This window comes from Companilactobacillus kimchii DSM 13961 = JCM 10707, from assembly GCF_001435445.1.
In the GTDB taxonomy this organism is placed as follows: domain Bacteria; phylum Bacillota; class Bacilli; order Lactobacillales; family Lactobacillaceae; genus Companilactobacillus; species Companilactobacillus kimchii.
Map to the genome: position 1 here is coordinate 296458 of NZ_AZDH01000017.1, position 21084 is coordinate 317541.

Annotated in this window: 21 protein-coding genes and 1 riboswitch; of the genes, 5 read left to right on the forward strand and 16 right to left on the reverse strand. The window is 34.7% G+C overall.

Features of this window, described 5'->3' with window-relative positions; all coding sequences use genetic code 11:
• Positions 1–36: 36 nt before the first annotated feature.
• The 15 genes from FC97_RS08365 to FC97_RS08435 form a co-directional block, all read right to left on the reverse strand.
• Entirely contained in the window at positions 37–900 is an 864-nt protein-coding gene (locus FC97_RS08365) for an alpha/beta hydrolase (protein ID WP_056968066.1), read from the reverse strand.
• Positions 901–910: 10 nt separating this feature from the next.
• Positions 911–2107, reverse strand: a complete 1197-nt coding sequence (locus FC97_RS08370; protein WP_235628560.1) for an MFS transporter — start codon at positions 2105–2107, stop codon at positions 911–913.
• Positions 2108–2115: 8 nt separating this feature from the next.
• Positions 2116–4923, reverse strand: coding sequence for a family 78 glycoside hydrolase catalytic domain (locus tag FC97_RS08375; RefSeq protein ID WP_056968068.1), 2808 nt, complete (start codon positions 4921–4923; stop codon positions 2116–2118).
• A gap of 180 nt (positions 4924–5103) precedes the next feature.
• Positions 5104–6348, reverse strand: a complete 1245-nt coding sequence (locus tag FC97_RS08380; protein ID WP_056968070.1) for a tetratricopeptide repeat protein — start codon at positions 6346–6348, stop codon at positions 5104–5106.
• A 66-nt stretch (positions 6349–6414) separates the two neighbouring features.
• Positions 6415–6690 carry an HU family DNA-binding protein gene (locus FC97_RS08385; RefSeq protein WP_010019909.1) on the reverse strand — a complete coding sequence of 92 codons (276 nt, stop codon included), beginning with the start codon at positions 6688–6690 and terminating at the stop codon, positions 6415–6417.
• Between the two features lie 188 nt (positions 6691–6878).
• On the reverse strand, positions 6879–8192 hold the full coding sequence (der, locus tag FC97_RS08390) for a ribosome biogenesis GTPase Der (RefSeq protein ID WP_056968072.1): 1314 nt from the start codon (positions 8190–8192) through the stop codon (positions 6879–6881).
• Between the two features lie 11 nt (positions 8193–8203).
• Positions 8204–8863 (reverse strand): (d)CMP kinase, encoded by a 660-nt coding sequence (gene cmk, locus FC97_RS08395; protein ID WP_025085499.1) that lies wholly within the window; start codon positions 8861–8863, stop codon positions 8204–8206.
• Between the two features lie 62 nt (positions 8864–8925).
• Entirely contained in the window at positions 8926–10095 is a 1170-nt protein-coding gene (locus FC97_RS08400; protein WP_054642284.1) for a LysM peptidoglycan-binding domain-containing protein, read from the reverse strand.
• A 90-nt stretch (positions 10096–10185) separates the two neighbouring features.
• Complete coding sequence (locus FC97_RS08405) at positions 10186–10737, reverse strand: ECF transporter S component (RefSeq protein ID WP_056968074.1); 552 nt, start codon at positions 10735–10737, stop codon at positions 10186–10188.
• A gap of 72 nt (positions 10738–10809) precedes the next feature.
• Positions 10810–10928: riboswitch (FMN riboswitch) on the reverse strand.
• A gap of 86 nt (positions 10929–11014) precedes the next feature.
• Positions 11015–11740: a pseudouridine synthase gene (locus FC97_RS08410; RefSeq protein WP_054642285.1), complete on the reverse strand. Its 726-nt coding sequence runs from the start codon at positions 11738–11740 to the stop codon at positions 11015–11017.
• Positions 11727–12254 carry an SMC-Scp complex subunit ScpB gene (gene scpB, locus FC97_RS08415; RefSeq protein WP_054642352.1) on the reverse strand — a complete coding sequence of 176 codons (528 nt, stop codon included), beginning with the start codon at positions 12252–12254 and terminating at the stop codon, positions 11727–11729. The genes FC97_RS08410 and scpB overlap by 14 nt, the downstream gene beginning before the upstream one ends.
• Positions 12255–12273: 19 nt before the next feature.
• Entirely contained in the window at positions 12274–12996 is a 723-nt protein-coding gene (locus FC97_RS08420; RefSeq protein WP_054642286.1) for a segregation and condensation protein A, read from the reverse strand.
• The gene (locus tag FC97_RS08425; protein ID WP_056968076.1) at positions 12996–13388 is read right to left on the reverse strand and encodes a hypothetical protein; all 393 of its coding nucleotides are present in this window, start codon (positions 13386–13388) and stop codon (positions 12996–12998) included. Before FC97_RS08425 ends, FC97_RS08420 begins: the two co-directional genes overlap by 1 nt.
• 14 nt (positions 13389–13402) lie before the next feature.
• Positions 13403–14323 carry a site-specific tyrosine recombinase XerD gene (gene xerD / locus FC97_RS08430; protein WP_173585300.1) on the reverse strand — a complete coding sequence of 307 codons (921 nt, stop codon included), beginning with the start codon at positions 14321–14323 and terminating at the stop codon, positions 13403–13405.
• A gap of 10 nt (positions 14324–14333) precedes the next feature.
• Positions 14334–15194 (reverse strand): CvfB family protein, encoded by an 861-nt coding sequence (locus FC97_RS08435; protein WP_054642287.1) that lies wholly within the window; start codon positions 15192–15194, stop codon positions 14334–14336.
• A 290-nt stretch (positions 15195–15484) separates the two neighbouring features.
• Here FC97_RS08435 and FC97_RS08440 point away from each other — a divergent pair, with 290 nt between their 5' ends.
• The 5 genes from FC97_RS08440 to FC97_RS08460 all read left to right on the forward strand — a co-directional run bounded on the left by FC97_RS08440 (position 15485) and on the right by FC97_RS08460 (position 20144).
• On the forward strand, positions 15485–16606 hold the full coding sequence (locus FC97_RS08440) for an NAD(P)-dependent alcohol dehydrogenase (RefSeq protein WP_054642288.1): 1122 nt from the start codon (positions 15485–15487) through the stop codon (positions 16604–16606).
• Positions 16607–16791: 185 nt separating this feature from the next.
• Positions 16792–17664 (forward strand): ABC transporter ATP-binding protein, encoded by an 873-nt coding sequence (locus FC97_RS08445; RefSeq protein WP_054642289.1) that lies wholly within the window; start codon positions 16792–16794, stop codon positions 17662–17664.
• On the forward strand, positions 17657–18418 hold the full coding sequence (locus FC97_RS08450; protein WP_054642290.1) for an ABC transporter permease: 762 nt from the start codon (positions 17657–17659) through the stop codon (positions 18416–18418). Before FC97_RS08445 ends, FC97_RS08450 begins: the two co-directional genes overlap by 8 nt.
• A gap of 8 nt (positions 18419–18426) precedes the next feature.
• Positions 18427–19533: a sensor histidine kinase gene (locus tag FC97_RS08455; protein ID WP_162257585.1), complete on the forward strand. Its 1107-nt coding sequence runs from the start codon at positions 18427–18429 to the stop codon at positions 19531–19533.
• 2 nt (positions 19534–19535) lie between these two features.
• Entirely contained in the window at positions 19536–20144 is a 609-nt protein-coding gene (locus FC97_RS08460; RefSeq protein ID WP_054642292.1) for a DNA-binding response regulator, read from the forward strand.
• A 97-nt stretch (positions 20145–20241) separates the two neighbouring features.
• Here FC97_RS08460 and FC97_RS08465 read toward each other — a convergent pair whose 3' ends face one another.
• Positions 20242–21048, reverse strand: coding sequence for a DUF4931 domain-containing protein (locus tag FC97_RS08465; protein WP_056968078.1), 807 nt, complete (start codon positions 21046–21048; stop codon positions 20242–20244).
• Positions 21049–21084: the final 36 nt, after the last annotated feature.

The following is a 21084-nucleotide window of genomic DNA, read 5'->3' on the forward strand; positions in this document are numbered from 1 at the left end:
AGCCGACAAATCAATGATTTGCCGGCTTTTTCAATCCTATTTCAAAAATTCAGCTATCTTATTTAAAGCTTGTTTTGTCTCCGGCATATCAAAAAGTACGAAAACATGGAACAAATCTTGCCAAATAGTCCATGTTACATCTACACCTGCTTTTTGACACAAATAATTCAAAACTTTAGAATCATCGTATTTTACTTCTTCACTACCACAATTAATCATTAGTGGTGGAAAATCAGTAAAATCGCCAAAGATTGGTGAAATGAGTGGATCATTCTTATAAGGTTCGGCAAAATATGGAACCGGATCACCAGCCCCTAATAGCATTGGATCACGCTCCTGCATAAGAAACTCTGATGGCATAGTATTAATTTGAGTAATTACTGGTGAGAAAACAGCAATCTTAGCTGGCAATTTTCTACTTTCAGATTTCAACTCAAGTGTCAAAGTTAATGCCAGCGTAGCACCAGCTGATTCACCAAAGACTAAAACACGCTTGTAACGTTTTGCCAAGTATTGGTACGCCGCCATTACATCTTCTTGAGCTGCGGGATGCTTTGCTTCAGGCCATTGTCGATAATCAACTGAAAAGCCATCACAATTGAGCCTTCTTAATAGGTTAAAACAGAGCTTTCTTCGTGATTTAACTGTTCCTGTCATGTAAGCTCCACCATGAATAAACAGTAAAACTGTCCGATCGATACCATTTTTCAAATGATAAAATTCACCTTTGGCATTCTCATTGATTTCATCCATTTTTATATCATCTGGAATAGATACACTATTATTTTGATTTGCATCGTTTCTCAAAAAGCAAACTTGATCAGGTGTTAGTTTATCTGATTGTTGCGTCTTAATACTTTTAGCAATTTTAATTGCCTCTTTTGCTTCGTTACTTAACATAATTTTCCTCCTAATTCTGTGCATTCATATTATTTGATAAATCGCTGGAATTTTTATATTCAAGTTTGGAATAATTCATACCAACAAATGTCGCAATGACAAAGAGGATTGCAAAAATAATTAACCCTGCTTCAAAAGTGAAGCCAGCTTCTTGATTGTCAAAGAGATTAGAAAGTGTTTTAGCAAAATATGGTGATAATAGCGTCCCTACATTAGCACAAGTCATAACTACTGAAGTGGAGAAAGCTACTTGACTAGCTGAAGTCATTCTATTGATATTAGCTACCATTGAGGCCATAAAGATTGATACAGAGATACCTACCAAAATTACTCCTATACCACTTAGCATCAACGAACGTGAAATTGTTAAAATCAAAAATGAAATAGTTGCAAACCCTAAACCAATTGCAGTAGTAAATTTAAACCAATGCTTTTGAACGAACATAAAAATAAATCCACCGGCTGCCATAGCAAAGGCCATTAATCCCAGCAAAGTACTGGCGTCTGCTGCCGTACCATAATTGCGTGAAACAACTAAGAGAGCAAATTTAATTGATATAAAAGCAAAAGTTGCATTAAATAGAAAAGCAAACAATGCTAAAGTCCAAATTTTACTATCAATTTTCTTACTGTCAGTCACAATTTCAGACTGATTACTATCAGTTACTTTTCCCACAGTTTTAGGAACGTAAACACCAACCAAAAGAATAATAGGTAAAACAATCAGGTAAACCCAATATGACATCTGCCAACCACTATTTAATAAAACACCGGCGGCATAAGTCATAACAAACATCCCTAAACCTTGAAAAACACTAGAAAGTCCTAACATTCTTTGTTGTTCTCTACCTTGATACAATTGAATAATCAAAGATTGTGAGAATGACATTAATAGTCCTGTACCCAATCCTAAGATGATTCTTGAAGCAAATATTAACAGAAAGTTAACCGTAACAGCGGGAATTACACCACCTAGGAAAATCAATACAAGTCCCGTCATAATAGTCTTTTTAACACTAATAAGATCAGCTACCCAGTTGCTCACTGGCGTAAAAGCAATAATTCCTAATGAAGGAATCGTCATTAATAATTCAATCGTTGTTGAACTTATGTTTGGAAAGCTCTTCATCATTAACGGGATTGTTGCCGCTGTTGCCCCTGCACTAACTGTGAAAACGGACAATATCAAAATTGCAAAACGTGTCATTATTTTTCTCATTTCAATTCATCTTCCTTTTCTATTTGCTCCTTAGCATAAGTTCTAAAGTATCGATCAATGCGTGCTAACTGTTCATCATTCAAGGGAGTGAATCCAATTCCCTTCATTTCCCGACTTAACTGTAAAATTGAATAGTCTTTAAAATGATCAATGTTACCAGGCAATTCTAAGAACTCCCAAAATGGTACTAATTCTTTCAAATTGTTCGTTATTTCCTGATTATTCATAAATTTGTTTAAAGCTGTATGAACGCTAAAAGTATTAATAAAATTAATCTTGGGCTCATAAGATATTTCATGATGACCTGGCTGCAAAATATCGCCGTTCTGATGTTTGATACCATTGTCAACCCAGTTTTGAGTTCTTGGTAAAATCATTTGAGCTGGATTATCAAATGGTATATCCAAGATCACTTCTACTCGAGACCCTTGATGATCTGCTAATCTCCATTGAACTTTCAATTCGCCTGTATTTAATTTAGTTTTTCCACTCATTATTTTAAATTTAGGTGTTATTTGCGGTTGAATGATTAATCGCTTACCCTGTTTAATTCCTAAAAGATATTCATATGCCCACTGCATAACCGCTCCTGCTGAATAATGGTTAAGAGAGTTCATACCATTTTCATTAATATTGCCATCAGGTTGAATAGAATTCCAACGCTCCCAAATAGTTGTTGCTCCAAGTCTTACTTCGTAAAGCCAGCTAGGATAATCATCATTAAGAAATATTTGAACAGCTAAATCATTTTGACCATTCTCAGACAGAGCTGGTAACAAATCTGGAGTTCCCACAAAGCCGGTGGTTAAATGATTTTGATCCTTTTCAATGCGACCAACTAATTTTTTAACGATCTCTTCATGAAAAGCTTGCAGATAAAGTCCTAATTTCAAACATAAGGCCAAAGCCGTTTGAGTATCAGTAATTAAACGTCCTCCGGCTGTATAAAATTCTGTAATAAAAGCTTCTTTTATTTTTTCAGCTAGTAATTTGTAATACTCATGTTCTCTTTTAGAATGTAAAATTAATGCCGTCCGCGCCACAATCTTAGCTGACTGATAGTAATAAGCACTTGCTATCAATTCATCCGGAGTTTTACCTTTCAGACGCATAATATCTTCTGTATCCAGGGCTAACCAATCGCCCAATTGATCGGAATCCAACCAGAGAAATTCATTTTTAGTAGATTTAGCGTAATCATGAATCCAATCAACCCAAGACATCATAGCCCCAAAATTTTGACGTAAAATCGTACTGTCATGAGATCTTAAGTAAGATACCCATGGGATAATAGTCGCTACATCACCCCAAACAGCTTTTCCACCATCTTTCCCGTCAACATTGGGAACATACAATGGAACCTCACCGTTACGAAAACTTTGTTCGACAGCGATATCAAAAGCAAATTTTTTATTAAATTGATAAGTATCCATATTGTAACTTGCAGTCTTAGAGAATATGGCTGCATCGCCTGTCCAACCCAAACGTTCATCACGTTGAGGACAATCTGTTGGGATATCTACAAAATTACTCTTCTGCCCCCATTTAATATTGCTAAATAATTGATTCACTGCGGTATTATCAGTTTTGATTTGCCCAATTTCTTCCATATCTGAATACAAAGCTCTCGCATGAAAGAGTTTAAGATCAATATTCTCAGGAAAACCTATTAATTTAACATATCTAAAACCAAAATACGTAAAATGTGGTCTGATTAAATGTTTTGTACCATCGCTTACATAAGTAAAACTAGCTCTAGCTGAACGCAGATTATCACGATAAAGATTTCCCTTTTGAATAATCTCACCATATTGCAACTCTACCTTGGTTCCTTTGGGTAATGTATTTTCAAAAGTAACCCAACCAGACATATTTTGACCAAAGTCTAAAACAATATCATTATCGACGGTATTAATCCTTTTAGCTTCAAAAATCTCATGTTCCTTAATAGGCAAACTCAAACGATCTCTTAAATGTTTTGTCGGTTGTTTAAATTCTTTTGTCGATAGATCTCTAGTACTCAAAGTCTCGTCGAAATCTTCTCCATAGTAAATTCCTGAATGGGATATATGTGAAGTTGCTATCTGCCAAGTAGAATCTGTTCCTAATATATGCTTAATTCCACTATCGTCTATATAATCTAATTCAGCATTAGCCATTAAGACATTGCCGTATTGATTAGCTTTTCCACCATGAGTTTGAATACCTAGTTTTCCTTTGTACCAACCATCACCTAATGATATCTGCAAAGTATGAATGCCGGGCTCACTCAATAAATTGGAAACATCATGCGTTGCTATCTGAATATAGTAGTTATAATCGGTGAATCCAGGTGCCAAGTACTCATCACCTACTTTTTTTCCATCAATATAGGCTTCATACAAACCTAATCCTGTAATGTACAAGCGTGCCTGTTTAATTTTAGGAATTGTAATCTGTTTACGTAAATTAATTCCGTGTACACTCGTATCTTCACTACCAATCCATTTACTTTGCTGAAAACTATTCATTAATCCTGTTTCAAAAAAGGCTTTCTGTGAATAGGACTTGTCATTGGATCTTAATTCAACCAAAACTTCGTATCTTGTTTTTCTAGTCAATTTAAATATTGGTTTAAAACTTAAATTATTGGCTGCCTGCCATTCAGTCATATAAATTACTCTTCCTTGACAGGAGATTGTCATTTTCTTCTCCAAATCTTCAGGATAATTTTTAGACGATAATTCACAACTGATAAACAAGCTGTCAAAGTCAAAGCCAATCGGATTTTTCATGTGATTTATATATATTTGTTTGAATTCCATTTAAAGTTCCTCCACAAAGCCTTTAGTAACCGCTTACAAATAGTATAATAAGATATTATCAATGGATTAATTGACTAATAATGCTATTTATTGTCTAAAAATACTTTTTAAAAAAATAACCTCACTAAGTCACACACGATTAGGTGTCATCTTAGTGAGGTTATTACTAATCCTAAATTTCTAAATTTGATCCAATAAATTATGCATTTCTTCATTATCAGGATCCTGTTTCAAGTACAGTTGGATAGCTGGCTTGAGAACGTCATTATTACCCGTACTACGAAGGATTTCAATTAAATCGGATAAGTAATCCAAGTTATCCTTAAAATCGTCGAGAACTAGCAAAATATTCTCCTGAGCTTTATTTACATCATCAGTTTCAAATTCTGACTTAGCTAAATTCCAAACTAATTTAGGATTATTACTGATATCGCGAACGTTTAATAAATCAAGATTACTCTTAAATTGGCCTTTGGTTACATAATAATCACTCAATTTAATTACTAAAGGTAAAGGATTTTCGACTATTTTAATTCCCTTTTCAAGTATCTTGATTGCTCCAGTTGGATCTTCCGCAGTACCAGCATCAAAAGCAATTTGGTAAAGATTGTCATCTAGTTCATTCAAATTCAAACCTAATTGTGCATACTTGAAGGCATCGGAATTCTTTTTAATGTTTAAATAGTCCTCAGCCAAGATTGAATATGCCGTTGGATAATCACGATTTGTCTCCAAAAGTTTTTCCAGGATACTGATCGATTTATTATAATTCTTAACTTGATTATATAAGAAGCCTAATTGGAATTGTGCATCCTCATTCAACTCAATAGCATTCAAATCTTCATAAGCATCAATAGCTTCTTCATATTGACCATCCCCTGCAAGGGAACTGGCCTTACGTAAAACAATTGAGATACCAGAGTAATTTTTAATCCCCATGTCTAGTAGCATGTCGTAATATGTCAAAGCCTTGCTAAACTTATTCTCATCAAAATAAACTTCAGCTAAAGCAAATTTGAATACTTCTTCATCAGGAAACTCTCTGATGCCACTTAATAGTTTTTGTTCACTAACTTCGTACAAACCTTGGGATTGATATATATCGGCTGAAACCAGCAAATTTTCGGCATAAGCTGGCGAATCAGGTGTGATTTGAGAAATATAGCCTAAAGCTTGATCAGTATCTCCATCAGATACAGAAATCTCAGCTAAGCGAGACAAGATTTGCCCTTCAGTTGGATACATCGTTAATAAATGGTCATAGACAGTCTTGGCTTGGACAGATAAGCCACGGCTCATCAAAGTCTCCGCTAGTGAAAATTGAGTCTGGTCATCATCTTGAGCAATTGATTCTTGAATTAAAGAGTCAACTTTCGAAAAGTCACCATCATCAATTGTTTCTATAACTTCATCTGCTTTACTCAAATTGTTACCTCCATATTTTTGCGTAAAAAAAGACGGTCTAATGACCGCCCCTAATTTAAAAAAGAATTATTTAACTGAATCCTTCAAAGCTTTACCTGGTTTAAATGCAGGAACCTTGCTTGCAGGAATCTTAATTTCTTCGCCTGTTTGTGGGTTGCGACCCTTACGAGCAGCACGTTGACGTACTTCGAAGTTACCAAAGCCGATCAATTGAACTTTGTTGCCTTCTGATAAGTTTTCTTGGATTGTTTCAAAGACTGCATCAACAGCTGAAGTTGCATCCTTCTTTGTCAAACCAGTTTTACTTGCTACACTATCGATAAGTTCAGCTTTATTTGCCATATGTAAAAATACCTCCGAAATTTGTAAAAAATTTAGAACACATGAACTATTTGAATGCGTTCATTATTCTATTTACAAAACTACCATAGGAATGTCGATGTGGCAAGCATTTAAGCCGTTTTTTACGATAATTTTCTTTAAATATAAATATATTTATAAAAGCGTGTAAAATAGCACCGTTTTAGGCTCTATTTACGTTTTCTAGGCAAGATCTTAATCGGTGTTCCTTCAAAGTCAAATGTGTCTCGTAATTGATTTTTCAAGAAACGTTCATATGAAAAATGCAATAATTCATTATCGTTAACGAAAACAACGAATGTTGGTGGCTGAATAGCTACTTGTGTCATGTAGTAAATACGTAATCTCTTACCATTAACTAATGGTGTTGGTGCGATTGAAGTAGCACGCAACAATAGATCATTTAGAACAGCTGATTGAATTCGACGGTGACGGTTATCGAAGACACGTGTCACTAGTTCTGGGATTTGATCTAAACGTTGACCCTTAATTGCTGAAGTAAAGAGAATTGGAGCATATGACAAGTATTGGAACTCTGCTCTAATTTGATTTTCAAAGTCCTGCATAGTGTGGGTATCTTTCTTCAAAGCATCCCATTTGTTGACAACGATAATAACACCTTTACCAGCATTGTGGGCATAGCCAGCTACACGTTTGTCTTGTTCACGAATACCTTCTTCAGCATTCAAAACAACACAGACAACATCCGACTTATCAATCGCACTCAACGCACGTAATACAGAGTACTTCTCTGTATTTTCATAGACCTTACCACGTTTTCTAATACCGGCAGTATCAATCATTGTAAAGTCCTTATCGAGCTTTTCATCATGATACTTAGTATCGACAGCATCACGTGTCGTTCCTTGCATATCGGAAACAATAACACGTTCATCGCCTAAAATAGCATTAACTAAAGATGACTTACCAACATTAGGACGGCCAATAAAACTAAACTTGATTGACTCATCATCTATGTCTTTATCATCATTAGGAAATACTTTCACGATTTCATCTAACAAATCACCCAAACCAGTTCCTTGGGAACCAGAAATAGGATTAGGATCGCCAAATCCTAGTGAGTAAAAGTCATAAATGTTTTCACGTTGTTCTGGATTATCAGCTTTATTAACTGCTAAGACAACTGGTTTCTTCGTACGATAAAGAATTTTGGCAACATCCTCATCTTCTTTAGTAACACCATTTTGTCCATTAACAATAAAGACGATAACATCAGCTTCATCAATCGCAATTTCAGCTTGATTCTTGATTTGAACTGACATCTTTTCTCCGCTCATTTCAATACCACCGGTATCAATTAAACGGAATTCTTTTCCAAGCCAACTAGCACGTGAATAAATACGATCTCTAGTTACACCTGGTGTATCTTCAACAATAGATAATCTTTCATTAATTATTCTATTGAAAATAGTAGATTTACCAACATTGGGGCGCCCTACTAACGCAACTACTGGAACAGACATAATCTGCCTCCCTACTTATGTTCATTAACAATTTCTGTAACTTTTTTAACAACTTCTTCAATGGTCATATCTGATGTATCAACTTCGATAGCGTCATCAGCTTTTTTCAATGGCGAAATCTCTCGATGTGAATCCTTGTAATCACGAGCAGCAATTTCATCTTGCAATTCTTTCAAAGGTGTATCGATGCCACGTTCAAGGTTTTCCTTATAACGTCTTTGCGCACGTACTTCTACACTAGCAATTAAGAAAATTTTTACTTCGGCATTGGGCAAAACAGTCGTTCCAATATCACGACCATCCATTACGATATTAATATCGTTTGCCATATCTCGCTGCATTTGAACTAATTCCGTTCTAACTTCTTTGATTGCTGAGACTTGAGAAACGTTATTAGTTATCTCTTCTGTTCGAATAGCATCTGAAACGTCCTCATCATCTAAGTAAACGTGTTGACCATCTTCCTTATTAAGAAAATGGATCTTATGTTCAGACATTAACTTCAAAATATTGAAAGTATCACCATACCCTACATTATTCTTTTTTGCAAGTAATGTTACTGTACGGTACATCGCACCAGTATCACAATAAACAAAATCTAAATTTTTAGCAATTAATTTGGCAATAGTACTTTTACCGGCTGAAGCTGGTCCATCGATTGCAATTTGCATCTACTTTTCTCTCCTTAATAAAAGGGCCCAGACAAAATTGTCAGAGACCCTTAATTACTTATCTATTTTACTCTTAATGTTGTACCTGGTGTCAATGTTCCAACATTACCATTCATACTCTTCAATTGAGCAGTTGTTAAATTGTTGTTGTAAGCAATTCTGAACCAGTTGTCACCGGCTTTAACTGTGTAATATGAAGTTCCACTATTTGCATTACTATTTGAAGTAGTGCTTGAAGTGTTAGAACTGTCGGAACTATCAGTACTATTTGATTGGTTAGCTTGTGATTGTGAATCTGAACTTGTTGTTGAATTAGTTGTGTTGTTATCACTTGCTGTAGTATCACTACTATTTGAAGTAGTACTGTTACCATCATTTGTAGCATTTGAGTTAGAACTGTCATTATCCGTTGTATCAGAATTATTACTACTATTGTTATTTGAAGAATTATTGCTGCTTGTTGACTTCTTAGTTGTTGTCTTCTTGGCAGCTTTCTTCTTAGGTGTAGCCTTTTTAGTAGTTTTCTTCTTTTTCTTAGTTGACTTGTCTTTATTCTCTACTGATTTAGCAGATTGAGTACTATCCAAGTCACCACCGCTACTACCTTTAACAGCATTAATAACTACCGGTGTAAACATAATAATAATCAAGGCAATGACTAAAGTAACAACTAAAGTATGATTACCACGTTGTTTTTCTTTAGTTACAGCACGTGACACATGCCCGTCATCGTCAGTATCAGTATCGAAACTGTTTTCCCAAGGCTTACTACTCTTTTTAGCGTCATCCTCTGCTTCATCATCAACTGAATCTTCTGGTTCAGATTGATTTGTTTCTTCAGATTCTACTGGCACAGGTATTGGTGCTTCAGGAGCTGACTGATCGTCTTCTGGTGCTGAGTCGTAATTATTATCGTTATAATTTGTTTCTGGATTATTATCCTGTTTTGCTTCGCTTAAATGATCTTGGCTTTCTTCAGATTGAAGACGGTCTGCAGATTCCTGATTCTCACTCATTGCTGAGTCATCAGTATTTTCTTCTACAGGTGCATCATTAGAAGTTTGATCGTCAGAAACCGCACTAGTAGGTGTAGGTGTAACCACATCACTTGTGCCATCACTAATTAGATGATATTTCTTCAAATCTTCGAGACTAACGGATCCCTCAAGTCCTTGTGTGGATTTAGGAACGCGAGAATCGCCAGACATATTGTTTTTATCCTTATCGGCCATTAAAAACCAACCTCCTAATTTCTATCTCTTAAAGCATATCATAAAAGTTTAAAATTTTTCTTTAAAGATTTATAAAATTCTGTTAGTTTCTCATTTTATTGAGAAATGCCCTTTGATACGTGGATAAACAATCATCGTGGCCGCTGAAATAATCAGTGCCTTGACAATATTAAATGGTACCACACCTGTTGCCACATATTCGGCCAAACTCATATTTAGTTTCATTCCAATAACATTCATATAAAGTGGCATTACAACAAAATAGTTCAATAATGACATGATAATCGTCATTACAACGGTTCCCGCAATCACTGCCATAACCTTCTTATTCCTCTTCCAGAAGTAATTGAAAGGTAATAATAAAGCAACTGAACCCACAAAAGCAGATCCATTACCAATCAAACCGGCTACGCCACTACCAGTAACAATCACATGCACCATTGATTTCAATAATGCAATCAAAACACCACCTACAGGACCAAATGCAAAAGTTCCAATTAGCGTTACCACATCACTTAAATCAATTTTCAAGAAAGGTAACCAAAACAAAATTGGAAACTCGAAGAACATCAAAATCGTTCCCAATGCTGCAAAAACAGCTACTCCTATTACTTCATGCATCTTATCTAAACTTTTTCCCATTAAAATCAACCTCTCCAATTGATTTCCAAAGAAAAAAGGCCTATTTTGGGCACACCAAAACAGACCTTAACCTTCTGTTTTCTTTCATCTAGACTTTACTATCGGTATTGGGAATTCTCCAATTCAACCAGCAATGCTGGGTCGCGGACTTTACCGCCGGTCGGGAATTTCACCCTGCCCTGAAAACCAATTATTTAATTTTATACATTCAATATAGCAGAACGCTTGATATAAGACAACTGTAGAGTTTTCTTAACATTTAAACCAATTCAATTAATTAACGATTATCTTGTTTCAACTGAGCGACCTCTTGTCTTGTCAAATCACGGTACTTACCAGAAACTAAGCCATCAAGAGTTAAGAAACCATAGTTCTCACGAGCCAATTTCTCAACCTTATGACCAACAGCATCGAACATATTCTTAACTTGATGATTATGTCCTTCATGAATAGTTATTCTAACAATTGAAGAATTCTTCTTCTTATCCTTAGACATAACTCTGACTTTAGCACGAGATGTCGTGTAATCCTTAAACTTAATCCCAGACTCCAATTTCTTGATTTCTTCAGTCTCTAAAATACCTTCGATTTTAGCAACGTAAGTCTTATCCACATGGTAACGTGGGTGCATCAAATGATTAGCAAATTCCCCATCATTCGTTAGTAACAGCAAACCTGAAGTATCGTAATCTAAACGACCAATAGGGTAAACACGTTCTTGTACGTCTTCTTCTAATAAGTCAGTAACTACTTTTCTACCTTTATCATCCTTAACAGCTGAAATCACTCCACGAGGCTTGTACATTAGAATGTAACGTTTCTTTTCTGTTTCTAGAGGCATCCCGTCAACTTCCACTTTATCGCTGTGGTCAACTTTGATGCCCATTTCTGTAACTACTTTGTTATTTACTTTAACATGGCCTTCGGCAATCAACTCTTCTGATTTACGTCTAGAAGCGACTCCGGCATCAGCCATGAATTTTTGTAATCTAACTTTCTCCATTTATATCTCCTATATCGGAACTATCCTCAAAATTTTCTATTTTTGGTAATTCTTTTAAATCTTTGATTCCAAAATAATCGAAGAATTCATCAGTTACTACGTAAAGATTAGGATGACCGGGAACATCTTTCTTCCCATTTTCCTTAATCAATTTTCTCATCAATAAAGTATTTAAACTACCAGAGCTTTGTACCCCACGAATCTCATCGATTTCAATTCTAGTGATTGGTTGACGATAAGCTATAATCGACAACACTTCGAGTGCTGCTTGACTCAGCTTAGTAGCCAATCCAGTTTTAAAGTACTTGGTTAATAGTTCATTGAACTCATTTTTAGTGACTAATTTATAGTTCGAATTAAATTCAACTAACTCGACCCCAGAATCGACATCGGTCATTAATTTCACTTTTAACTCTTCAATATTTTGTCTTAAGGCTGCACTATCTATTTCCAAAAGTCCAGCGAGATCCTTTTCTTTAATGCCTTGATCTCCCGCCACAAATAATAATGCCATTATTTTTGCTTGATACACATTAATTCCTCAATTCAATGAATAGCTCACTTTGAAAACCATCTTGACTAACTGAAACTAATTGTTTGCTAGCTAATTCTAAGATAGCCATAAAGTCAGTAACTATTTCTTCAATATTATTATTTAATTTCAAAAGGGCTTTAAAAGTCATTTTCTTAACTGATCTCAATTCACCCATAATATTATTAGTTGCATCTTCGATTGACAAAGTTTCATTTTCGATTGTTTCAATTTCTGGTTGATGATTCTTTTGAGCTCGTAACAATTCAGAATACGTCGCTGCTAAATCATCTAAAATTACCGAACCAGGTTTTAGAAACTGATCCAATTGCTCTTTAGGCAAACTGACCTCTTTATCAAATTGTTGCTTTCTAACTTGTTCTTTTTCTTCAAAATAAGCTGCAACTCGCTTGTATGTTTGATAAGTTAAAAGTTGAGAAACCAACTCATCACGCGGATCTTCTTGAATTTCATCTTCAATTTCATCCGGTGCTTGTGGTAACAACATTTTACTTTTGATTGACATCAAAGTTGACGCCATGACCAAATAGTCGCCTGCAATATCCAGCTCTAAAACTTTCATACTTTTCAAATAATCAATATATTGTTGGGTAATTTGTGCAATCGGAATGTCATAAATATCGACTTTTGACTCTTTGATCAAATGCAATAATAAATCAATTGGACCTTCAAAATCAGTTAAAACTAAATTCAATTTTTGCATTAGCTGTTTTCTTTTTCTTTCATATCTTTTTCTAATTTTTGTTTATTCTGACGCCACTGTTGAATCTGCTTACTCAAATTAAAATTCCCTAAAATTACTAAGTTGGGAAATTTCTGTTGAATGTCATCAAAAATTTTAAAAACGTTACTCTGTGAACGATATGAAGGATTTAGTGAAACGTATTCGATAAAGACAGTACTATCTGAAAATGATAATGCTACGATACCTGAATAATCTTCCATGTTACTCTTCCAAAGATATAACTGACGGTTTTCATCTTCAGAATAGAGCTGTAACTCTTGTTCCAAATTATTCAAATCCTTGAGGTCACTGATATAAGATAAAAAGCCCATAGCAATCTTCTTATTCTCATCACTATACTTACTAAGCATCCCTATCCTCCTATCTAAGCTCTTGGAAAGGCCTTATTATAGACCTGTTTCATTCTCGTTTGATTAACATGCGTATAAATTTGTGTCGTTGAAATATCAGAGTGTCCTAACAACTCCTGGACAACTCGAAGATCAGCTCCATTTTCCAATAAGTTGGTGGCAAATGAATGTCGTAAAGTATGCGGTGTAACATCCTTTTTAATTCCAACTTGAGCAATATACTTTTTGATCATACGCCAAATTGATTGACGAGTTAATTTCTTACCACGAAAGTTCAAAAAGACTTCTTTTTGTTGACCGTATTTAGCCACCAAATCTTTTCTAGTTTCTGCAAAATATTTTTTCAACCACTCAATGGCCGTATCGCCAATTGGCAAGAGCCGTTCTTTATTTCCTTTACCTAAAGTCTTGATCAAGCCTAAATCCAAATGTAAATCATCCATACTCAGATTGACTAATTCACTGACACGTAAACCAGTCGCATACATTACCTCAAAAATGGTTCGATCTCTAATACCTAAAGGTGTGGAAACATCTGGCGACTCAATTAGTGAATTCACTTCATCCATCGACAAAACAACTGGTAAATGACTTCCCTTTTTGGGAGCATCCAATTCATTCATCGGATTAGCGTGAATTTTATCAATAACTTCCATCCACTGGTAGAAACGTCTCAACGAAGAAAACATCCGCATCTGTGAAGTCTTGGACTTATTTTCCTTATCTTGACTAACAAAAAATTGTGTAACAACAAAATGATCTTCTGGATAAAACGATATTTGCTTCTTTTCCAAAAAACTACTGAATTCCAATAAATCCTGTTGATATGAAACAATTGTATTCTGTGACAATCCTCGATCCAAACGAAGGTAACGAGCATAGTCAGCAATTGTATCAATCATCTTTTGATTCTTAATTGATAATTTCTCACTCATATTGTTACCTCTATTTGAGATAAGTGTAGCCGTCTTTTTGTTCAATCTTCTTTTGTTTCATAAGATTACCCAAAGCACGTTTAAAGCTACCCTTACTGATACCAAAGTATTCTTTAATATCATCAGGATCACTCTTATCGGTATAAGGCATTTTCTTATCACGAGAGTGTTCCAAAACAGCGACGATCATTTGAGCATCTGGGGTAATTTCCTCATAAGCACGGGGTCTCATTGATAGATTCAAACGACGGTGACTAGTACCAATAACACGTGCTTTAACATGTTGACCAATATGTAGTGGTTGTGATTGTTCCTCCACATGAATGAAACCAATGTAATAACTTTCCGTCATAACAAAGGCACCACTCTCTCTAATAGCGATAATTGTACCTTCTTCATCCTTGTTCTTAACATCAGCACCAGGACTACGAGCAATTTGCGTATAAAGTTCAATATCGGCTAATTTACCCCAAAGTCTTCCCTTGTGATCAATATCCAATTTGACCATTAAACTATCGCCCTTTTTAGGCCATTCAGAATGTTCGAAAGGTAAATCATCTAAGGAAACAACAATATCCTTATCATCCAAACCAATGTTAACAAACACACCTAAATCGGTTCTAACATCAGTTACTTCAGCGAAATCCCAAACACCTTGCACAACAAAAGGCACTACTGTCGTCATTTTATTTTTATGGGCTTGATTCTCATAGAGAAAACCACTGATTTCATCCCCCAATTCAGGGATCTCTGTTAATTCATTTAAGTCCAAAGCAAACGTCTTACCGTCGATTTGAACGAAAGCTTCATCTTTATTTAAATCGGTCACAGTACCCGTCAATACTTGACCATACATTTCTGTTATATCCATATTCACCATACTCTTTATTTTAATTTTCTTTGCTATTATATTTTACCAGTTTACGTTACATAATACTTTTAAGATTTTAATATTTTCGTAATTTAATTCTCCTTTTTAAAAATCATGATATCTCATGAAGGGATTGATTCTATTTTCATGATAAAAATTTATAAAATATAGCCCTTTATCAATATAATTGTCAAAAGCCAATTGAATTATTTCTGATATTGTGAAATAATTTCTTATGTAGTAAGCGTTTCCAATGAACATTTTATTTTATGGAAGAGGGTTCTTATGTTATGAAAATTAAAGCTGCTGTTGTTGATAAAGTAAATGATCCATTTGTTATTAAAGATGACGTTGAATTGGCCGATCTTGAGGACGACGGTCTACAAGTTAAAGTTGTTGCATCTGGTATTTGTCATTCTGATGAAGCATTGCGTAAAGGTGATGCCGCCTTTAGTTTTCCAGTTATTTTAGGACATGAAGGTTCCGGAATTGTCGAAAAAGTCGGTAAAAATGTTAAGAATTTCAAACCCGGTGATCACATCATCATGTCCTTCTATTCATGCGGTGAATGTGACAATTGTTTAAAGGGTAAACCAACACAATGTCGTAATTATGCTAAATCAAATCTTTCAGGAACACGTCCTGATGGTACTGATCATTTCACTGAAGACGGCCATCACGTAAGTGACATGTTTAATCAATCTTCATTCACAACTCACACAGTGATTTCTCAAAGAAATGCTGTTAAGGTTCCTAATGACCTTGATTTAAGAAAATTAGGACCTCTTGGTTGTGGCTACGTAACTGGTAGTGGTACGGTCTTCAATACCCTTCAACCAAAACCTGGGGATACAATTGCTGTCTTTGGTACAGGTGCTGTTGGATTAGCCGCTATGATGGCTGGTAAGATTTCAGGCTGTGTCAAAGTTATTGCTGTCGATATCGTTGATTCACGTTTGGAATTAGCTAAGAAGATGGGTGCTACTGATGCCGTTAATAGTAAGAACGAAGATGCTGTTGAGGCTATCAAGAAGATTACTAACGGATTAGGTGTTGACTGGGCTGTTGATACAACTGGTGTTGAAAAGGTTATGGAAGACTCCATTGCTGCTTTAACACAAGGTGGTACAACCGCAACTATTGCTGTTACTCCACATAACATCACTTTGAGTACTTGGAACGATCTCTGCGTTGATGACAAGAAGATCGTCGGTGTCAATATGGGTGATTCAATTCCTCAAGTTGATATTCCTCGTCTAATTGAATTCTACAGGATGGGTGTCTTCCCATTTGATTTAACTGAAAAGTTCTATGATTTCGACCAAATTAACGAAGCTGATGTTGATTCAGTTAGCGGTAAGACAATTAAACCTGTTTTGGTTATTGATAAAGATTACCAACCTGAAGCATAATAACTCTTTAAAATCTCCGACCCTTTTTAGGGTTGGAGATTTTTTTATTGATTAATGTTTTCGTAAAACATTTAATAATACAATAATGTGACATCTGTCATATAAATTAATGACATTGCTTACTATTGCTGTACAGGCAATTCTCTTAAAATAAAGTTATTCAATTAAGAGATGAGGTTAATCATATGACTATTTTAGAAATTCAACATATCAACAAATCCTTTGGCAAAAAAATTATTTTAAAAGATATCAATCTTCAAATTGAATCATCATCCATTATTGCTTTAGTTGGTGCAAATGGTGCCGGAAAGACTACTTTAATCAACATTATTTTAAATCTAATTCCTCAAACCTCTGGTCAGATTAAGTTTTTAACTAATGATAATTGGAAACAAATTACCGGTGTTATGATGCAAGACAATATCGTATTGCATCGAATCACTGTTAAAGAGATTATCAGCCTAACCCGCAGTTATTTCGACAAACCACTTTCCTACGAAGAACTCCTGAATATCTCTGGTTTAAAAGATCATCAAAACAACCTAATGACTGGACTCTCCGGTGGTCAAAAACGTCGATTGGCTTTTGCATTAGCATTAGCTGGTAATCCTGAAATACTTTTCTTAGATGAGCCTACCGTCGGCATGGATAGCAACGCTCGAAATGACTTTTGGCAAGAAATTGATCGGTTGAAAAAATCTGGTAAAACAATTTTCGTTACTAGCCATTACCTAGAAGAATTAGAAAACATTGCAGACCGATTTTTAATTTTACAGAACTCAACCATTGCTTTCGATGGTACAATCAAGCAACTCCGTAGTCGTGAAGGCCAAAGCTTGATTGAATTCGACAGTGAATTGAATCAAATCGACTTCGAAAATTTATCAAACATAATCTCAATCAATTTGGTTGGACATCATTTTCAAATTATTACTAACGATGTTAATCAATTAGTCACTGAATTAACACCTTACTTAAAAGCAATTGATAATTTACAAGTAAAACAAAGTACTTTGGACACGCTATTACTTAACTACGAGGAGAATAATCATGAATAAATTTATCTTTCAAACTAAAATCAACTTCAAACGTATAGTCCTTAGAAATAAAGCCTTCTTTTTCTTTGATATGTTACTACCAATCGTTTTTTATATCCTGTATACTAAAATTCTCGTAAGTAATGTCCCTGCTAGCTATCTCAAAGTTTGGAATGAAGATTATTTAGTTAGTATGATGATTTATGCTTGTATGTTAGGTGGGATTATCACTACAGCAAATACACTTTTAGAAGACGAAATGTCTAACTTCAAATTATTTGTCACACTAAGTCCCCTTTCAAATTTTCAATACTATGGATCCATGGCAATTGTTCTTATCACTTTGAATCTAGTATCCTCCATTGCACTTACTGCAATAGCAATGATCGTCAATCATGTCAGTATCTCAATCAGACTACTGTTTGAATTAATTTCAATCAATCTTCTAGGTACCATATTATTAATTCTAATTGGTGTACTAATTTCATTTGCTAGAAAACCTAATACTGTTAATTTATTAACAAACTTGGTAGTATTTCCTTTAGCAATTCTAAGTGGATTATGGTGGCCTATCAATATTATGCCTACTTGGTTACAAAACATTGGTAAAGTAATGCCCACTTATCAATTATCTGTTATTGATAAAAATATTCTACATCAGACGACCCAACACATTGGTCCTTTTATTAATCTGTTGATTTGGTCCTTCATTATTTTCTTAATTCTATTTATAGTAAACAAAATTCAAAAAGAAAAAGGACTTGTTACGCAATGAAGAATTTCATGCAGAAGCACATTTTATTCCCAAAAAGATTAGGCTTTATGCCCTATTTTTGGGTTTTTTCATTATTTCTTATGGCGACTCAACTCTTAGCCCACGAAGCCCATTTCAACTGGTGGCATTTAATTTTAATGATTATTTTTCTTAAATTTTATCGTGATGGCTACTGGATTAATCCCTATCTGTGGCTGGATCTTCTCGTACAGTTGTCTATTGCTGTCTATTTTGTCATTTTATTTCCCGACGGAGGTGGCACCCTCTTCATTTATACTGCATGGGAAATCGGTTCATTACCGTTGAAATCAAAAAAATTCTTTCAATATTATGCTATGTTTCTAATAATTTCACTAAGCTGCATTACTTCATTTGTTCTTTTAAGTCCAGTGATGAATAGTTATGGATTCATAGGTGTAATTATTACTTTAACTTTTACAATAGGTTCACCCCTCGCTGCTCGATCATTAGCTAATAGTTATCGGCGCAGCTATCAAGCCAAAAAAAATAATAAACGTCTGGAATCAATTATCAAACAGAATGAGCGTGACAGAATTGCTAAAGATCTTCACGATAACATAGGTCAATCTTTTTCCATCATTACTCTCAAGGCCGAACTCGCTTCTAAATTAATCGACAAGGATCCTACGAAGGCTCAACAACAGTTACAAGATATTTCTAAAACTTCTCGTGAAGATTTGAATCTTGTTCGTAAAATAGTTGCTGATCTTAACGAAAAAACTATTGCCAGTGCCATGATTGAAGAAGAAAATAATTTACAGGTTGCTGATATAAGGCAACATTCGGTTAACGAAGAAATATCTGCCAAATGGCCAAAGACGGTTCAACATGTCCTTTCGGCAATTATTAAAGAATCCACTACCAATGTCATCCGATACAGTAAAGCCAATATGATGAATCTTATTTTTGAGGAAGATCAAAACAATTATTTACTAAAAATTCAAGATGATGGCATAGGATTTCAAAAATCAGATGATCGTCAAACATTTGGTTTAAATGGTATGAGAACACGCCTTAATAAAATTGATGGTAAAATTGAAATAGAGTCCAAGCACGGTGTATTGCTAAAAATATCTGTTCCCAAAGAGGAGTAATTATGACATCCATTTATATTGCTGAAGATCAAGAAATGCTTAACTCAGCACTTTCTGCAATTCTTAATTTAGAAGACGATTTTACCGTTATTGGTAATGCGACTGATGGCCAAACAGCCCTCAAAGAAATAGTTTCCTTAAAACCAGATGTAGCAATCTTAGATATTGAAATGCCGCAAATGACAGGCCTAGAAGTTGCTAACGAACTTCGTTTAACAAAACAGGATTTAAAAATTGTCATTCTTACAACGTTTGCTCGTAAGACCTACTTTGAGCTAGCCGTGGCTGCCCAAGTAAATGCATACTTATTGAAAGATGGCCCTACCGATAAACTAGTTGATTCGATTCATAAAATTTTAGATGGTCAAACCATTTATGATTCAAATTTAGTTTCAACCATTTTAACTGCGGTAAAGAATCCCCTGACCCCTCAAGAATTGAAAATTATGAAAGAATTTTCTCAAGGGAAATCAACTCAAGAGATTGCCGACAGTGTTTTTCTTTCTAACGGAACTGTCCGAAATTATATCTCTTCTATTCTCAGTAAAACTGGCACTCACTCTCGAATTGAAGCCTTAAATGTTGCTAAAAAGAATGGTTGGATTGAATAAATCTGATTATTTTATATTTTAGGTTACATAACATTTCTACTCCGAAGCTGATATGAAAGTAACAAAAAAGGATGGCTCATACGAACCATCTTTTTGTTTATTCTTGATTTTCAATTTCTGAACTATGGGCATTCTCTTGTAGTCTTTGTAATAACACGTCCGCAATTCCTCTTACCTGCTTATCACCATCACGTTGAGATAAACGATAACCGACAAAATATGGAGAAACTACATATCTGGCCTCAATCTTACAAATAATCTTTCGTCCAACCTTGTAAAAGAACAAGTTATAAGAATCAAACTTACCACCATAAAGATCATCTAGAACATACTTAACTGTCACACGTGTAAATTCTGCTAGATCATCAATATATTTAGGATTATTGATAACAACATTAAATTCTACAAATCCCATGATTGGTTTTTCCGAAACATTAACATTAATATGTTTTGAATTAAATACATCCATTCCAGTAAAATTCTCGGCCTCAATATGTTTATATCCATCAACATTATCTAAGCCAATCACTTGAAAATGTGGATGACGTAAAGACCCACCTGACATAGGGCCAAAATTTTTATATAACAAAACACTCTTGTATTTTTTGCTCTGAATCATTTCATCCCAACAATGATAAACAAATTCAAAGACTTCTCGATTTTTAGCAACTGAATAATTAGAAATATCACCATAGTGATCACTAGATTCAATTAACACTGTTTGATTAGTATCTTTAAGTGTTTTAAATTTATTCTCTAGCCAAATCATGTCCCCTTTTTGCTCAATTATATTAGTTAAATTTTCCCGATCACAGAACGGACAATAGTCTTTCTTCTTCTTAATATCTTGAGGCTTCCCTTTAGCCTGTTCGATCTCAAATACTAAAACATCTTTATTTGACAAATTTTCACCTCAATATGTTTATTAATACGATATTAC

Bases quoted from the DNA above. Each gene is read 5' to 3' on its own strand.
- FC97_RS08370 (WP_235628560.1), bottom strand. From the start codon at position 2,107: ATGACACGTTTTGCAATTTTGATATTGTCCGTTTTCACAGTTAGTGCA.
- FC97_RS08410 (WP_054642285.1), bottom strand. From the start codon at position 11,740: ATGGAGAAAGTTAGATTACAAAAATTCATGGCTGATGCCGGAGTCGCT.
- FC97_RS08435 (WP_054642287.1), bottom strand. From the start codon at position 15,194: ATGGATATAACAGAAATGTATGGTCAAGTATTGACGGGTACTGTGACC.
- FC97_RS08450 (WP_054642290.1), top strand. From the start codon at position 17,657: ATGAATAAATTTATCTTTCAAACTAAAATCAACTTCAAACGTATAGTC.
- FC97_RS08425 (WP_056968076.1), bottom strand. From the start codon at position 13,388: ATGCTTAGTAAGTATAGTGATGAGAATAAGAAGATTGCTATGGGCTTT.
- FC97_RS08460 (WP_054642292.1), top strand. From the start codon at position 19,536: ATGACATCCATTTATATTGCTGAAGATCAAGAAATGCTTAACTCAGCA.
- FC97_RS08405 (WP_056968074.1), bottom strand. From the start codon at position 10,737: ATGGGAAAAAGTTTAGATAAGATGCATGAAGTAATAGGAGTAGCTGTT.
- cmk (WP_025085499.1), bottom strand. From the start codon at position 8,863: ATGCAAATTGCAATCGATGGACCAGCTTCAGCCGGTAAAAGTACTATT.
- FC97_RS08440 (WP_054642288.1), top strand. From the start codon at position 15,485: ATGAAAATTAAAGCTGCTGTTGTTGATAAAGTAAATGATCCATTTGTT.
- FC97_RS08385 (WP_010019909.1), bottom strand. From the start codon at position 6,690: ATGGCAAATAAAGCTGAACTTATCGATAGTGTAGCAAGTAAAACTGGT.
- FC97_RS08445 (WP_054642289.1), top strand. From the start codon at position 16,792: ATGACTATTTTAGAAATTCAACATATCAACAAATCCTTTGGCAAAAAA.
- der (WP_056968072.1), bottom strand. From the start codon at position 8,192: ATGTCTGTTCCAGTAGTTGCGTTAGTAGGGCGCCCCAATGTTGGTAAA.
- scpB (WP_054642352.1), bottom strand. From the start codon at position 12,254: ATGGCATTATTATTTGTGGCGGGAGATCAAGGCATTAAAGAAAAGGAT.
- FC97_RS08400 (WP_054642284.1), bottom strand. From the start codon at position 10,095: ATGGCCGATAAGGATAAAAACAATATGTCTGGCGATTCTCGCGTTCCT.
- FC97_RS08375 (WP_056968068.1), bottom strand. From the start codon at position 4,923: ATGGAATTCAAACAAATATATATAAATCACATGAAAAATCCGATTGGC.
- FC97_RS08365 (WP_056968066.1), bottom strand. From the start codon at position 900: ATGTTAAGTAACGAAGCAAAAGAGGCAATTAAAATTGCTAAAAGTATT.
- FC97_RS08420 (WP_054642286.1), bottom strand. From the start codon at position 12,996: ATGCAAAAATTGAATTTAGTTTTAACTGATTTTGAAGGTCCAATTGAT.
- FC97_RS08455 (WP_162257585.1), top strand. From the start codon at position 18,427: ATGCAGAAGCACATTTTATTCCCAAAAAGATTAGGCTTTATGCCCTAT.
- xerD (WP_173585300.1), bottom strand. From the start codon at position 14,323: ATGAGTGAGAAATTATCAATTAAGAATCAAAAGATGATTGATACAATT.